Source organism: Actinoplanes sp. CA-142083 (genome assembly GCF_050942195.1).
Classification (GTDB): Bacteria; Actinomycetota; Actinomycetes; order Mycobacteriales; family Micromonosporaceae; genus Actinoplanes.
This window is the reverse complement of record NZ_CP192076.1, coordinates 9,077,774-9,090,255: the sequence shown is the minus strand read 5'-3', so window position 1 is coordinate 9,090,255 and position 12,482 is coordinate 9,077,774. Positions and strand designations below refer to the sequence as shown.

General features: G+C 72.6%; 14 protein-coding genes and 1 riboswitch. Of the genes, 7 read left to right on the top strand and 7 right to left on the bottom strand.

The annotated features are described in order from the left end of the window. Nucleotides 1-5 precede the first annotated feature (5 nt). Nucleotides 6-791 carry a hypothetical protein gene (locus ACQPZX_RS41780; protein ID WP_433368554.1) on the top strand — a complete coding sequence of 262 codons (786 nt, stop codon included), beginning with the start codon at nt 6-8 and terminating at the stop codon, nt 789-791. Here the strand turns inward: ACQPZX_RS41780 and ACQPZX_RS41775 are convergent. Next, the gene (locus ACQPZX_RS41775; protein ID WP_433368551.1) at nt 775-1,263 is read right to left on the bottom strand and encodes a DUF3093 domain-containing protein; all 489 of its coding nucleotides are present in this window, start codon (nt 1,261-1,263) and stop codon (nt 775-777) included. The genes ACQPZX_RS41780 and ACQPZX_RS41775 overlap by 17 nt on opposite strands. Before the next feature lie 67 nt (nt 1,264-1,330). Between ACQPZX_RS41775 and dut the strand changes: the two genes are divergently transcribed. Genes dut through ACQPZX_RS41755 form a run of 4 tightly spaced genes read left to right on the top strand, consistent with a single transcriptional unit; the run spans nt 1,331 to nt 3,666 of the window. After that, nucleotides 1,331-1,828, top strand: a complete 498-nt coding sequence (gene dut / locus ACQPZX_RS41770; RefSeq protein WP_433368548.1) for a dUTP diphosphatase — start codon at nt 1,331-1,333, stop codon at nt 1,826-1,828. After that, nucleotides 1,815-2,489: a DUF3710 domain-containing protein gene (locus ACQPZX_RS41765; protein ID WP_433368545.1), complete on the top strand. Its 675-nt coding sequence runs from the start codon at nt 1,815-1,817 to the stop codon at nt 2,487-2,489. Before dut ends, ACQPZX_RS41765 begins: the two co-directional genes overlap by 14 nt. A 32-nt stretch (nt 2,490-2,521) precedes the next feature. Next, nucleotides 2,522-2,899, top strand: coding sequence for an OB-fold nucleic acid binding domain-containing protein (locus tag ACQPZX_RS41760; protein ID WP_396027741.1), 378 nt, complete (start codon nt 2,522-2,524; stop codon nt 2,897-2,899). After that, nucleotides 2,896-3,666 (top strand): DUF3159 domain-containing protein, encoded by a 771-nt coding sequence (locus tag ACQPZX_RS41755; protein ID WP_433368542.1) that lies wholly within the window; start codon nt 2,896-2,898, stop codon nt 3,664-3,666. Before ACQPZX_RS41760 ends, ACQPZX_RS41755 begins: the two co-directional genes overlap by 4 nt. 606 nt (nt 3,667-4,272) lie before the next feature. Here ACQPZX_RS41755 and ACQPZX_RS41750 read toward each other — a convergent pair. Together ACQPZX_RS41750 and ACQPZX_RS41745 are read right to left on the bottom strand one after the other, a co-directional pair. After that, a complete protein-coding gene (locus tag ACQPZX_RS41750; RefSeq protein ID WP_433385757.1) occupies nt 4,273-4,959 on the bottom strand; it encodes a potassium channel family protein in 687 nt (228 codons plus the stop codon). After that, the gene (locus tag ACQPZX_RS41745; RefSeq protein ID WP_433368539.1) at nt 4,956-5,621 is read right to left on the bottom strand and encodes a potassium channel family protein; all 666 of its coding nucleotides are present in this window, start codon (nt 5,619-5,621) and stop codon (nt 4,956-4,958) included. Before ACQPZX_RS41745 ends, ACQPZX_RS41750 begins: the two co-directional genes overlap by 4 nt. Nucleotides 5,622-5,734: 113 nt before the next feature. Here ACQPZX_RS41745 and ACQPZX_RS41740 point away from each other — a divergent pair, with 113 nt between their 5' ends. Then, nucleotides 5,735-7,765, top strand: coding sequence for an APC family permease (locus ACQPZX_RS41740; RefSeq protein WP_433368536.1), 2,031 nt, complete (start codon nt 5,735-5,737; stop codon nt 7,763-7,765). Further along, on the top strand, nt 7,762-9,342 hold the full coding sequence (locus tag ACQPZX_RS41735) for a class I SAM-dependent RNA methyltransferase (protein WP_433368533.1): 1,581 nt from the start codon (nt 7,762-7,764) through the stop codon (nt 9,340-9,342). Before ACQPZX_RS41740 ends, ACQPZX_RS41735 begins: the two co-directional genes overlap by 4 nt. 137 nt (nt 9,343-9,479) lie before the next feature. Here the strand turns inward: ACQPZX_RS41735 and ACQPZX_RS41730 are convergent, their stop codons facing one another. The 4 genes from ACQPZX_RS41730 to ACQPZX_RS41715 are packed head-to-tail and all read right to left on the bottom strand — an operon-like array spanning nt 9,480 to nt 12,293. Beyond that, nucleotides 9,480-10,154 carry a hypothetical protein gene (locus tag ACQPZX_RS41730; RefSeq protein ID WP_433368530.1) on the bottom strand — a complete coding sequence of 225 codons (675 nt, stop codon included), beginning with the start codon at nt 10,152-10,154 and terminating at the stop codon, nt 9,480-9,482. Continuing rightward, the gene (locus ACQPZX_RS41725; RefSeq protein WP_433368527.1) at nt 10,151-11,068 is read right to left on the bottom strand and encodes an ATP-binding cassette domain-containing protein; all 918 of its coding nucleotides are present in this window, start codon (nt 11,066-11,068) and stop codon (nt 10,151-10,153) included. Before ACQPZX_RS41725 ends, ACQPZX_RS41730 begins: the two co-directional genes overlap by 4 nt. Then, nucleotides 11,065-11,400, bottom strand: coding sequence for a PadR family transcriptional regulator (locus ACQPZX_RS41720; protein WP_433368524.1), 336 nt, complete (start codon nt 11,398-11,400; stop codon nt 11,065-11,067). The genes ACQPZX_RS41725 and ACQPZX_RS41720 overlap by 4 nt, the downstream gene beginning before the upstream one ends. 35 nt (nt 11,401-11,435) lie before the next feature. Next, on the bottom strand, nt 11,436-12,293 hold the full coding sequence (locus tag ACQPZX_RS41715; RefSeq protein ID WP_433368522.1) for a bifunctional 5,10-methylenetetrahydrofolate dehydrogenase/5,10-methenyltetrahydrofolate cyclohydrolase: 858 nt from the start codon (nt 12,291-12,293) through the stop codon (nt 11,436-11,438). Between the two features lie 16 nt (nt 12,294-12,309). Next, nucleotides 12,310-12,390: riboswitch (ZMP/ZTP riboswitch) on the bottom strand. Nucleotides 12,391-12,482: the final 92 nt, after the last annotated feature.

The following is a 12,482-nucleotide window of genomic DNA, read 5'->3' as shown; positions in this document are numbered from 1 at the left end:
ACACCATGAGCCACCCTTCGCCTGACGTCGAACCGGGCGCCGCCACGCCCGAGAGCGACGCGGAACTGGGCAAGACCGTCGCGGCGCTGACCGCCGACGACATCGAGCCCACCACCCGGCGGGAACTGCTCGGCCGCCTGGTCGGCGACATCCGCCGGCGTGGGCTGGGCCAGCTGTTCCGCCCCAAGGCCGCGCTGCGCTGGATGGCCGACGCGGTCACCGACGTGGCGCCGCACGTCCCGATCCGAGATCGGGCCATGCTCCACCGCCACTTCCCCGGCCTGAGCGACGACGACCTGGCCGAGCGCCTGATCCGCAACGCCGCGCGGTCCACCGCCGGCATCGGCGCGGTCGGCGGCGGCGTGGCCGCCGTCGAGTGGGTCGCCACGCCGACGCTGCTCTCGATGCCGGTGCTGCTGGCCGCCGAGACGGTGGCGGTGGTGGCGATCGAGCTCAAGCTGCTCGGCGAGCTGCACGAGGCGTACGGGCGGCCGATCAGCGGCACTCCCACCGAGCGTGCCCTCGCGCTGCTCCAGGCCTGGTCACAGCAGCGCGGGATCAACCCGCTGCTGCCCGGCGTGGGGGTGGCCACCGTGCTCGGCACGGCCGCCCGCCGCGACCTGCAGAACAGTTTGCTGCGCCGCTTCGGCCGCAGCCTGAGCACGATGGGGCCGCTGCTCACCGGCGCCGCGGTCGCCGGTTATCTCAACCGGCGGGCCACCCGGTCGCTGGGCGAGCACGTGAGCAAGGATCTGCGCAGGTCGCAGCCCAAGGTCATCGAGCCCGACTGACCCCGTCGAGCAACGCGGTCGCCAGCTCCACCGGGCGCCGCGTGCTGATCACCCAGAAGGGTGTCGGGTCGGCCGGGTCGTCGAGCAGCACCTGCACCGCCGGGCCGATCCACGGCCGCTGGATGACGAAGGCCATCGGGTGGGCGCCCACGCCGAGCGCCTCGCGCTTGCCGGCGGCGTCGAGGGCCACCACGTCGGAGATCACCGCGAGCGGGAGCCGGGCGTCGTCGACCTGGAGCTCGTCGGCGGTGACCGTCACCCGGATGCGCCCGAACCAGATCAGCAGGGCCGCGGTGAACGGCAGCAGCACGGCGAACGGCACCCAGGCCGGCACCTCGGTGAAGCCGATCAGGATCTCGAAGCCGACGATCAGATCGACCGCCAGCGCGGCCAGCCAGGACCACCACGAGATCCCCAGCCGCTCGGTGTAGGCGGCCGGTGCGGTGCTGCGCGCGGGGGACTCCGGTGTCACCCTGGAAGGGTACGGCGCGCCTCCGAAAGCGGGCACGGCAGGATGGCAGGGTGGGTGCCCGGCCTTGATGAAGGAAGCTGCCTTGACCGACGTTGTCATCCCGATCCGCAGGCTCGACCCCGACCTGCCGCTGCCGGCCTATTCGCACCCGGGCGACGCCGGCGCCGACCTGGTCGCCGCCGAGGACGTGGCGCTCGCCCCGGGCGGGCGGGCCACCGTGCGCACCGGCATCGCCGTGGCGATCCCGGAGGGCTACGTCGGCCTCGTCCACCCCCGCTCCGGGCTGGCGGCCCGGCTGGGTGTGACCGTGCTCAACGCGCCCGGTACCGTCGACGCGGGCTACCGCGGCGAGGTTCTCGTCATCCTGGTGAACCACGACCGCGAGCAGACCGTCAAGATCTCTCGCGGCGACCGCATCGCCCAGCTGGTCGTCCAGCGGGTCGAGCGGGCCGTGTTCCACGTGGTCGACACCCTCGACGACACCGCGCGCGGTGCCGGCGGCACGGGATCGACCGGCGGGCACCAGTCTTTGATCACGGAAGGTGGCAGTGATGTTCTCCCGTAAGCGCCCGAAGCACGTGCGCGCCGCCGACGCGCCGCCGTCCGAGGCGCTCGCGCAGAGCCTCGCGGCCGACGACGACGCTCCGGCGCCCGCGCACGGCCCCTGGGACTCCCGGCACGCCCCCGACGGGGTGCAGCGGCTCGACCTGGGCAGCCTGCAGATCCCCGCGATCGAGGGCGTCGAGGTGCGGGTGCAGGCCAACCCGGACGGCGGCGTCGAGCAGGTCGTGCTGGTCGACGGCGACAGCGCGCTCCAGCTGGGAGTGTTCGCCGCGCCGCGCACCGAGGGGATCTGGGACGAGGTACGGGCCGAGATCGCCCAGGCGATGACCGCCGACGGCGTCTCGCCGCGCGAGGTCCAGGGCCCGTACGGCACCGAGCTCACCGCCCGCGTCACCACTCCCGAGGGGCCGGCCGACGTGCGGTTCGTCGGGGTGGACGGGCCGCGCTGGATGGTGCGCGCGCTCTACCAGGGCGCCGCGGCGGCCGACCCGGGCCACGAGGGCGCGCTCGGCGAGGTGCTCTCCGGGCTGGTGGTCATCCGCGACGCGGAGGCCCGTCCGGTGCGCGAGGCGCTGCCGCTGCGACTGCCCAAGGAGATGCACGATCAGGCGGCCGCCGCGCAGGCCGAGGGCGAGCAGGGTCCCAACGGCCACCACCCGTGATTCGGCGCACCTGACGGCGTACCGTGGTTCACATGTCCACCGATGAGCGCACCGGTCTGCGCAAGTTCTTCGACCGGTTGACCGCCAGCGACTCGGAGCTCGATGCGGAGCACCTTCAGCGGGAGAGCGCGAAATGCGGCGCCATGCCCGCCGGCCAGTGCACCCGGGGACAGGTCGTCTCGGTGTCCGGCCGGTTGCGCACGGTGGCGTACACTCCTCGGACCAACCTGCCGACGCTGGAGGCCGACCTCTACGACGGCAGCGACGTGGTCACGCTCGTCTTCCTGGGCCGCCGGTCGATCGCCGGCATCGAGCCCGGCAGGCAGCTCACCGCGCGTGGCCGGATAGCCATCCGGGACGACCGCAAGGTCATCTACAACCCGTACTACGAGCTGGAGGCGCCCCGGTGACACCCGGCAGCGAGCCGCCGCGTCACGCCGCGCAGGAAACCGTGGAGGAGCGTCTCGCCGAGGAGGTCGTGGAGGAGCTCGATCTGCACGAGGTCCCCTCGGAGGACGAGGAGCCTCTCCCCTCGATGAGCGAGCAGATCGCCGAGCAGCTCGGCGGCGTCCGCGGCCTCGTCGAGTCGAGCCTCCCGGTCCTCGCGTTCGTCCTGTTCAACGTTCTGCTCGGCGACGCCGTCCTCGGCCTCGACAAGCAGACCGCGCTGTACTGGGCGATCGCCGGCTCGGTGATCTCGGCAGTCGGCATCGGTGTCTTCCGCCTGCTCCGTAAGCAGCCGGTCCGGCACGCGGTCAACGGCCTGTTCGGCATCGCGATCGGCGCGTTTCTGGCCTGGCGCACCGGCGAGGCCAAGGATTTCTACCTCCCCGGCATCCTGCTGACGTTCGGGCAGGCGGCGGTGCTGCTGCTGTCGGTGGTCGTCCGCAAGCCGATCATCGGCTACGCCTGGGGCATCATGGCCAACAAGGGCCACCAGGACTGGTTCGGCAACACGCGCCTTTTCCGCACGTTCCAGTGGCTCACGCTGGTCTGGGTGGTCTCGCTGTCGCTGCGCGCCGGCATCCAGTACTACTTGTGGGCCCTCGGCGAGGCGAACGCGCTGGGCATCGTCCGGATCCTGATCAGCTGGCCGATCTACGCCGCGACGTTCGCTTTCACCGCGTGGGCCATCCACCGCGTCACGACCACGGATAAGGACGTCGCGCCCGCTTAGGCGTTTTTCTTTTTCCCGTACGAGCAGGGACCGTCCCCAACCGCAGACAACGCCCGGCCCGAAGCGCGACGCGATGCCGGCGCGGGCCCCGGCCCGTGCCGCGACCGCCGGGCTGAGCTCGGTGGCAACGCGGGCATACGCCCGCTCGCCCTGGCTGCCGCGCACCCCGCCGGGTTCGGCTCACCGCAGGGACGAATCCGATATTTCCGCTCATACTTGCCGCTGGATCCTCGCGGCAACTCATCAACGATGAAATGCGGTTCGCCCAGCGCGGCAAGTCTTCAAGATCTGCGGGCGCGAGGGCGCGAGGGCGCGAGGGCGCGAGGGCGCGAGGGCGTCAGGGCGTCAGGGTTCAGGACGCGGACGTCACGGCGCGGACGTCAGGGCGCGGACGTCAGGGCGCGGACGTCAGGGCGCGGACGTCAGGGCCTTGGGTGCGAGCGTTCGGCGCGGCAGTCAGGGTGAGTCGCGGCTGGGTCGCGTGGGTGCGCGCTCAGCCCGGCGGTCGCGGCACGGGCTGGACCGGCACGGACGTCGCGGTGTGCGGCGGGGCGGTGCCGGCTGTGGTTGTGACGGGCGTATTCCGTACGGGAAAAGTTGCGGGAGTCAGCCGCCCAGCTCGCGGCCCTCGCTGCCGAGAACGACGGCGCGGATCTGGTCTTCGACCTCCGTCGTGCAGACGAAGATCAGCTCGTCGCCGGCCTCCAGCGGGTCGTCGGCGGTCGGGACCACGACACGCTTGCCGCGCAGGATGGCTACCAGGGCCGCGTCTCGGGGGAGGGGGACGCTGCGGACCGGCTTGCCCTCGTAGGGGGCGTGGCGGGGCAGGGTGATCTCGACCAGGTTCGCCTCGCCCTGGCGGAAGGTCATCAGGCGTACGAGATCGCCGACCGTGACCGCCTCCTCGACCAGCGCCGCCATCAGGCGGGGCTTGCTGACCGACACGTCGACGCCCCACTGCTCGGTGAACAGCCACTCGTTCTCGGCGCGGTTGACCCGGGCGACCACCCGCGGCACCGCGAACTCGGTCTTGGCCAGCAGTGAGACGACCAGGTTGACCTTGTCGTCGCCGGTCGCCGCGACCACGACGTCGCAACCCGCCACGTCGGCCTCCTCCAGGCTGGAGAGCTCGCACGCGTCGGCGAGCACCCACTCAGCCTCGGGCACCCGCTCGGGACGCAGCTGGCGGGGCTGCCGCTCGATCAGCATGACCCGGTGGCCGTTGCCGATCAGCTCCTGCGCGATCGACCGGCCGACGTTGCCGGCCCCGGCGATGGCGATCCGCATGGTCAGTGCCCTTCCCTCTGCGCGCCGGAGGCGATGTCCAGCACGTCGCCGACGGTGTCGTCGGTGACCAGCATGAAGATCTGGTCGCCGTCCTGGATGACGGTGGACGGGGTGCCCAGCGTGCCCATCCCGAAGCGCATCAGGTAGGCCACCCTGGCGCCGGTGGCGTCCTCCAGCGACTTGAGCGGGCGGCCCACCCAGTCACGGTGGATCGGCGCCTCGACGATGGAGACCACGCTGGTGGGGTCGCGGAACACCTCGACGGTGCCCTCGGGCACGAGGTGGCGCACCATCCGGTCGGCGGCCCAGCGGATGGTGGCCACGGTGGGGATGCCGAGCCGCTCGTACACCTGGGCGCGGCGCGAGTCGTAGATGCGGGCGACGACCCGGGACACGCCGAAGGTCTCCCGGGCGAGCCGGGCCGAGATGATGTTCGAGTTGTCGCCGCTGGAGACCGCGGCGAAGGCGTCGGCCCGCTCGATGCCGGCCGCGCGCATGACGTCGCGGTCGAAGCCGACCCCGGTGACCGTGATGCCGCCGAAGTCCGAGCCCAGGCGGCGGAACGCGTCCGCGTTCTGATCGATCACCGCGACCGAGTGGCCCCGGCTCTCGAGGTTGTGCGCGAGCGTGGAGCCGAGCCGGCCACACCCCATGATCACCACGTGCACGTGTCGCGCCCTCCCGGATCAATGCTGACATCTGTGAGCGTGCCATGCGCGTCCGGCGGACGGCCGCCGGGGCGGGGTACACGGCCGCTTGACCGCCCGTACCCTTGGCACTCGTGGCAAGTTCGACCTCCCTCGCCAAGCGGCTGCTGCTGGGCAGACCGTTCCGCTCCGACAAGCTGCAGCACACGCTGCTGCCCAAGCGGATCGCGTTGCCCGTTTTCGCCAGCGACGCGCTGTCGAGCGTGGCGTACGCGCCCGACGAGATCCTCCTGACCCTCTCGATCGCCGGCGCCGGCGCCTTCGCCATCTCCCCGTGGATCACCCTCGCCGTCGCGGTCGTGATGATCACCGTGGTGGCCAGCTACCGGCAGAACGTGCACGCCTACCCCTCCGGCGGCGGCGACTACGAGGTGGCCACGGTCAACCTGGGCCCGCGGGCCGGCCTCGGCGTGGCCAGCGCGCTGCTCGTCGACTACATCCTCACCGTGGCCGTGTCGACCTCGTCCGGGGTCGCTGCGCTGGGCGCGGTGTGGCCGCTGGCCAAGAACAACCCGGTCGCCTTCTGCGTCGCCGGGATCGTCATCCTCACCGCCCTCAACCTGCGCGGCCTGCGCGAGGCGGGCACGGCCTTCGCCATCCCGACGTACGCCTTCATCGTGGTCATCGTCGGCGTGATCCTCACCGGTCTGTTCCGCGTGTTCATCCTCGGCGACGACCTGCGCGCGCCATCCGCCGACCTGGTGATCACCGCCGAACACGGACACCTGACCAGCTTCGCCTTCGCCTACCTGCTGTTACGCACGTTCTCCTCGGGCTGTGCCGCGCTCACCGGCGTCGAGGCGATCTCCAACGGCGTGCCCGCGTTCAAGCCGCCGAAGAGCAAGAACGCGGCGACCACGCTGCTGCTGCTCGGCGTGACCGCGATCATCATGCTGGTCGGCATCGTGGTGCTGTCCCGCATGACGCACCTGCAGTTCGTCGAGGACCAGACCACCCAGATCGTCTCCGGGCCGCCCGGCTACGACCAGAAGCCGGTGGTCGCCCAGCTCGCCGAGACCGTCTTCGGCAACGGCTCGCCGCTGCTCTACCTGGTCAGCGCGGTCACCGCCCTGATCCTGTTCCTGGCCGCGAACACCGCCTTCAACGGTTTCCCGGTGCTCGGCTCGATCCTCGCTCAGGACCGTTACCTGCCGCGCCAGCTGCACACCCGCGGCGACCGGCTGGCCTTCTCCAACGGCATCATCTTCCTGGCGGGCGCCGCGATCGTGCTGGTCTTCGCGTTCCAGGCGGAGACCACCCGGCTGATCCAGCTCTACATCGTGGGCGTGTTCGTCTCGTTCACGCTGTCGCAGGGCGGCATGATCCGGCACTGGAACCGGCTGCTGCGCACCCAGCGGGACCCGGCGCGCCGCAGCCGGATGAAACGCTCCCGCGCGATCAACGCGTTCGGCATGGGCCTGACCGGCGCCGTGCTCGTCGTCGTGCTGGTCACGAAGTTCCTGCTCGGCGCGTGGATCGCGATCGCCGCGATGCTGGTGATCTACGTGACCATGCTGGGCATCCGCAAGCACTACACGCGGGTCGCGCAGGAGCTGCAGCCCACCGACGAGCGCCCGGTGCTGCCGAGCCGCAACCACGCGGTCGTGCTGGTCAGTAAGGTGCACATGCCGACGCTGCGGGCGGTCGCCTACGCCCAGGCGACCAGGCCGGACACGCTCACCGCGGTCACCGTCAACGTCGACGACAAGGACACCCGCAACATCCAGGAGGAGTGGGAGCGCCGCCAGATCCCGGTGCCGCTGACGGTCGTCGACTCCCCGTACCGCGAGATCACCCGCCCGATCATCGACTTCGTGAAGGGCATCCGCCGCGGCTCCCCGCGCGACGTGGTCACCGTCTTCGTGCCCGAGTACGTGGTCGGCCGCTGGTGGGAGAACCTGCTGCACAACCAGAGCGCGCTGCGCATCAAGGGCCGGTTGCTCTTCGAGCCCGGGGTGATGGTGACGAGCGTGCCGTGGCAGCTGCGCTCCAGCCAGGACCGCGACCTCGACCGTTTCGACCGCGGCCTGAGCCGGGCCCCGGCGCGTGGCCCGCGCGCCCGCCCCGAGCCGCCCGCCGAGGATGCCGAGGACGCCCGCACATGACCGACCCCAGTCTCGATCCCGGTCTCGATCGCAGCCTCGATCCCAGTCTCGATCTCGTCGAGGGCGACCGCGTGGAAGTCGAGGTGGGCGCGCCCGCCCACGGCGGCCACTGTGTGGCCCGTCTGGACGGCCGCGTGCTGTTCGTCCGGCACGCTCTGCCCGGCGAGCGCGTCACCGCCGAGATCACCGAGCGCCACAAGGGCTACCTGCGCGCCGACGCCGTCGAGATCCACACGCCCTCGGCGGACCGGGTGAAACCCCCGTGCCCCTACGCTCATCCCGGCGGTTGCGGCGGGTGTGACCTCCAGCACGTCACCAGCGACGGGCAGCTGCGATGGAAGGCCGCCGTCGTCGAGGAACAGCTCCGGCGCCTGGCCGGGCTGTCTTTATCCGTACGGGTGGAGGCGCTCGAAACCGCAATACTGCGCGCACCGCTGCCGGAGCGGCCGGTGGGTCCGGCTCCGCGCGCCGGCGCGGGGTCCGGCTCCGGGTCCGACCCCGGCTCCGACCCCGGCTCCGGGTCCGACCCCGGCTCCGACCCCGGCTCCGGGTCCGACCCCGGCTCCGACCCCGGCTCCGGGTCCGACCCCGGCTCCGACCCCGGCTCCGGGTCCGACCCCGGCTCCGGGTCCGACCCCGGCTCCGGGTCCGAGCCCGGCTCCGGGTCCGGGTCCGGCTCCGCGGGTGATGAGGAGCGGTTGCTGGGCTGGCGCAGCCGGGTGCGTTACGCCGTCGACGCCACCGGCCGGGCCGGGCTGCTGCGGCACCGCTCGCATCAGGTCGTGCCGATCGACCGGTGCCGGATAGCGCATCCCGCCATTCAGGGGCTCGATCTGCTGGGCCGCGAGTGGCCGGAGGCGGACGCCGTCGAGGTGACCGCGTCCAGCGGTGGCGACCTGACCGTGCTCACCCGGCCCACCGGCGGTGGCTCGCTCCCGGACGACGACGTCACCGGCGGCCCCGCGCCGGCTGGCCGGCGGGAGCGGCTGGCCGGCCCGGACGAGGTGGTCGAGGAAGCGGCGGGGCGGCGCTGGCACGTACCCCCCGAAGGTTTCTGGCAGATCCACCCGGCCGCCGCCGACACGCTCACCGCGACCGTCGTCGACCTCCTGCGGCCCGCCGCAGGCGAAATCTCCTGGGACCTCTACGGCGGCGCCGGGCTTTTCGCCGCGGCCGTCACCGAGCGCACGGGCGCCCGCACGACCCTGGTCGAGTCGTCGCCGATCGGCTGCGCCGCGGCCCGCGCCAACCTCACCGACCTGCCCACCGTGGAGGTCGTCGAAGCGCGCGTGGAGACGGCCCTGCAGCGCCGCCGGGTGACCGGCCCGGTCGACCTCGTCGTCCTCGACCCGCCTCGGTCCGGCGCCGGCGCCCGCGTGGTGCGCGCGATCGCCGACGCACGACCCCGCGCCGTCGCATATGTGGCCTGTGACCCCGCGGCGCTGGCCCGGGACGTCGGCACGTTTCGCTCTCTTGGCTGGCAGCTGACCACTTTGCGCTCCTTCGACTGCTTTCCGATGACCCAGCACGTCGAGTGTGTCGCGCTCCTCGAGCCCGCACATCGGACCGTGGTCTGACATACCTGGGTCCGATGTGCCCGCGCCTGCCCTCCGGCATCGTTGTCCGCACACGACAGGGATGGTGAGGCCGGTGGCTTGGGATGGTGAGGCCGGTGGCTTGGGATGGTGAGGCCGGTGGCTAGGGATGGTGCGGCCTATGGCTCCGGATAACGAGGCAGGCGCAGGCGCCAGGCGAAGAGGGCGTAGGTGCCACCCGCGCAGATCAGCCACGTGATGGCGGCGTGCAGCAGGGCGCGCCACAGGTAGCCGGAGTCGGCGCCGTCGACGACGTAGGTGCCCAGCTCGCGGGCCGACCAGAAAGGCATCAGGCGGGCCGTCAGGCCGGCCGGGTCGGCCAGCATCTGGACCGCGCAGATGCTCAGCAGGGCCAGCGCGCCCTCCAGTTCGCGGGGGAGGATCGCGGCGACGAGGCTGCCCAGCGGCGCGGCGATGGCGGCGGTGAGCGCCATCATGAGGCCGGCCGTGACCGGGCGGTCCAGGCGCTGGTCGGCTTCGGCGAGCGCCCAGTAGCCGACGGCCAGGGCGATGCCGCCGCTGGTGAGGGCGAGCAGGCGGCCACCGATGACGTCGAGGGTGGACGCGCCGGTCAGCCGGAGGCGGGGGTCGATGCCGCGGGCGGCGTTGACGACGAAGAGGGTGAGGGTGGAGACCGCCCAGCCGATGCCGAGGGTCAGCATGCGCACCGACTGGCCCTCGAGGTCGCGGCGCACCAGATAAAACCACAGCGGAAGGGTGACCACGAGCGCCAGCGCGACGCGTCGCCGGCCGACCTCGCGCGCGGAGAGGGCCGCCACCACGAGCGCGGTCATGCGGCGGCTCCCAGGTCGTGGACGTGGTTGACGTGCTGCAAATCGTGCAGCAGGTGGGTGACGACCACGACCGCCTTGCCGGCGTCGCGCCAGGCGAGGACCTGCTTCCAGAAGTCGAGGTAGGTGCCCTGGTCGAAGCCCTGGTACGGCTCGTCCAGCAGGAGCAGATCGGGGGAGTGCAGCTCGCCGAGGACCAGGTTGAGCTTCTGCCGGGTGCCGCCGGAGAGGTGCTGGGTGAGCTGGCCGTGGTCGGGGCGCCAGGCCAGGCGGGCGGCCAGGTGCTCGCCGGTGGACCGGGCGCGGCGGGAGGCCAGGCCGGCGGCGGCGCCGAAGAGCGCGAAGTGCTCGCCGGGGGTGAGCCACCCGGCGGTGCCGCCGTCCTGGGGGACGAAGCCGACCCGGCGGGTGCGGTGGACCGTGCCGGCGGTCGGGCGGGTCAGGCCTGCGCAGATGCGCAGCAGCGTCGACTTGCCGCAGCCGTTGGCGCCGACGATCGCGGCCACCTCGCCGGCCCGGACGGTCAGGTCGACGCCGGAGAAGACGGTGCGGCGGCGGTAGCGCTTGCCCACGCCGGTCAGCCGCAGCCGGACGGCGCCGGGCTGGACCGTGTGCACGTCGGCGGGGGTGAGCTCGGTCAGCAGGTGGCGGGCGTAGAGGTGGGCGGGGCCGAAGAGGCGGTCCGGCTCGGCGGCGCACTCGGCGGCCTGCTGGGCGGTCTCCTCGGTGAGCTGCCGCGCCCGTGCTGGTTGGAGGCCCAGGCGCAGCAACTCGTCCTCGAAGCGGCCGGTCCAGCCGCGTCGGGCGCCGTCCGGGGCGGCCCAGCCGTCCGGGGCGGCCCAGTCGTCCGGGGCGGCCCAGTCGTCCGGGGCGGCCCAGTCGTCCGGGGCGGCCCAGCCGTCCGGGGCGCCGCTCATCGCGGGGCTCCGGCGGCCACCAGCACGTCTATGCCGTCGCGGAAGCGCTGCCACTCGGCTACCTGGGCGTCGAGCGCGGTCCGGCCGGCGTGGGTGACTGCGTAGTACTTGCGGCGCGGGCCCGACTCCGACGGCTGCCAGCTGGGCTCGGCCAGGCCCTGCTGCTCGAGGCGCAGCAGGGCCGGGTAGAGCGTGCCGCCGGGCACGTCGGCGACGCCGGCCGCGGCCAGGCGCTGGGCCAGGCCGTAGCCGTAGTCGGGGCGTTCCCGCAGCATCGCGAGCAGGCACAGGTCGAGGAAGCCATGCAGCCATGGCCGTGGTGCGTTCACCATGGCTAGGTAGGCTACCTGCTAACTAGAGAGCCTGACTAGTTGGCCCGCTCGGCCGCCTGGATCGCGTTGCGGAAGAGCATGGCGACCGTGGTCGGCCCGACCCCTCCGACTCGGGGAGTGATCGCGCCGGCGACGGCCTCGCAGGACTCGTCCACGTCGGGGAGCAGGCGACGGCCCTCGTAGCGGACGCCGGCGCCGATGACCACCGCGCCCGGCCGTACGTGCTCGGGCTGGATGATGCCGGGGACGCCGGCCGCGGCGACCAGGATCTCGGCCCGCTGCGTGTAGCGCGGCCAGTCCTTCACCCCGGTGTGCACGACCGTCACCGCGGCGTTGGCGGTCGGGCGCTTCTGGGCCAGCAGCATGGCCAGCGGGCGGCCCAGCGTGGCACCGCGACCGAGGATGACCACCTCGCGCCCGGCCACCGGGATCTCGTAGTGGGCCAGCAGCGCCTCGATGCCGGCCGGCGTGCAGGGGAGCGGCCCGGGCATGCCCAGCGCCAGGCGGCCCATGTTGAGCGGGTGCATGCCGTCGACGTCCTTGTCGGGGTCGAGGGTCTGCAGGGCCGCGTCGTAGTCCAGGTGGCCGGGGATCGGGTACTGGATGAGCACGCCGTGGACGTCCTTGTCGGCGTTGAACTCCTCGATCACCTGGAGCAGGTCGGCCTGGGTGGTGCCGGCCGGCAGGTGGCGGTGCGGCGAGGCGAAGCCCAGCTCGGCGGCCTGGCGCTGTTTGATGCGGATGTAGCCGGCGCTGGCGTCGTCGTCGCCGACCAGGATCGTGGCGAGGCTCGGGACGATGCCGCGCTCGCGCAGCTTGGCCGCGCGGGCGGTCACGTCGGCCAGGACGGCCTCGGCGACGGGCTTGCCGGGGAGAAGACGTGCGGAAGACATGGCGGCTCCTCGAGGGCACGGGAACCCAGGCGGTCGATTCCCGTGGCCGGCTCCCCGATGGTCACCCATCCCCGTGCCGCCAGTCGCGCAGAGGTCTCCCAGGATGCCATATCGCCACGCTTGTGAGAGAAGTCACCGATCTCGGTGATGTGCAGGTTGTGTGTAGGACCAGGCTCTGTACGTTCGCGC

Coding starts and splice junctions, on each gene's coding strand:
- ACQPZX_RS41780 (WP_433368554.1), top strand. CDS start 6: ATGAGCCACCCTTCGCCTGACGTCGAACCGGGCGCCGCCACGCCCGAG.
- dut (WP_433368548.1), top strand. CDS start 1,331: ATGAAGGAAGCTGCCTTGACCGACGTTGTCATCCCGATCCGCAGGCTC.
- ACQPZX_RS41765 (WP_433368545.1), top strand. CDS start 1,815: ATGTTCTCCCGTAAGCGCCCGAAGCACGTGCGCGCCGCCGACGCGCCG.
- ACQPZX_RS41760 (WP_396027741.1), top strand. CDS start 2,522: ATGTCCACCGATGAGCGCACCGGTCTGCGCAAGTTCTTCGACCGGTTG.
- ACQPZX_RS41735 (WP_433368533.1), top strand. CDS start 7,762: ATGACCGACCCCAGTCTCGATCCCGGTCTCGATCGCAGCCTCGATCCC.
- ACQPZX_RS41730 (WP_433368530.1), bottom strand. CDS start 10,154: ATGACCGCGCTCGTGGTGGCGGCCCTCTCCGCGCGCGAGGTCGGCCGG.
- ACQPZX_RS41725 (WP_433368527.1), bottom strand. CDS start 11,068: ATGAGCGGCGCCCCGGACGGCTGGGCCGCCCCGGACGACTGGGCCGCC.
- ACQPZX_RS41720 (WP_433368524.1), bottom strand. CDS start 11,400: ATGGTGAACGCACCACGGCCATGGCTGCATGGCTTCCTCGACCTGTGC.
- ACQPZX_RS41715 (WP_433368522.1), bottom strand. CDS start 12,293: ATGTCTTCCGCACGTCTTCTCCCCGGCAAGCCCGTCGCCGAGGCCGTC.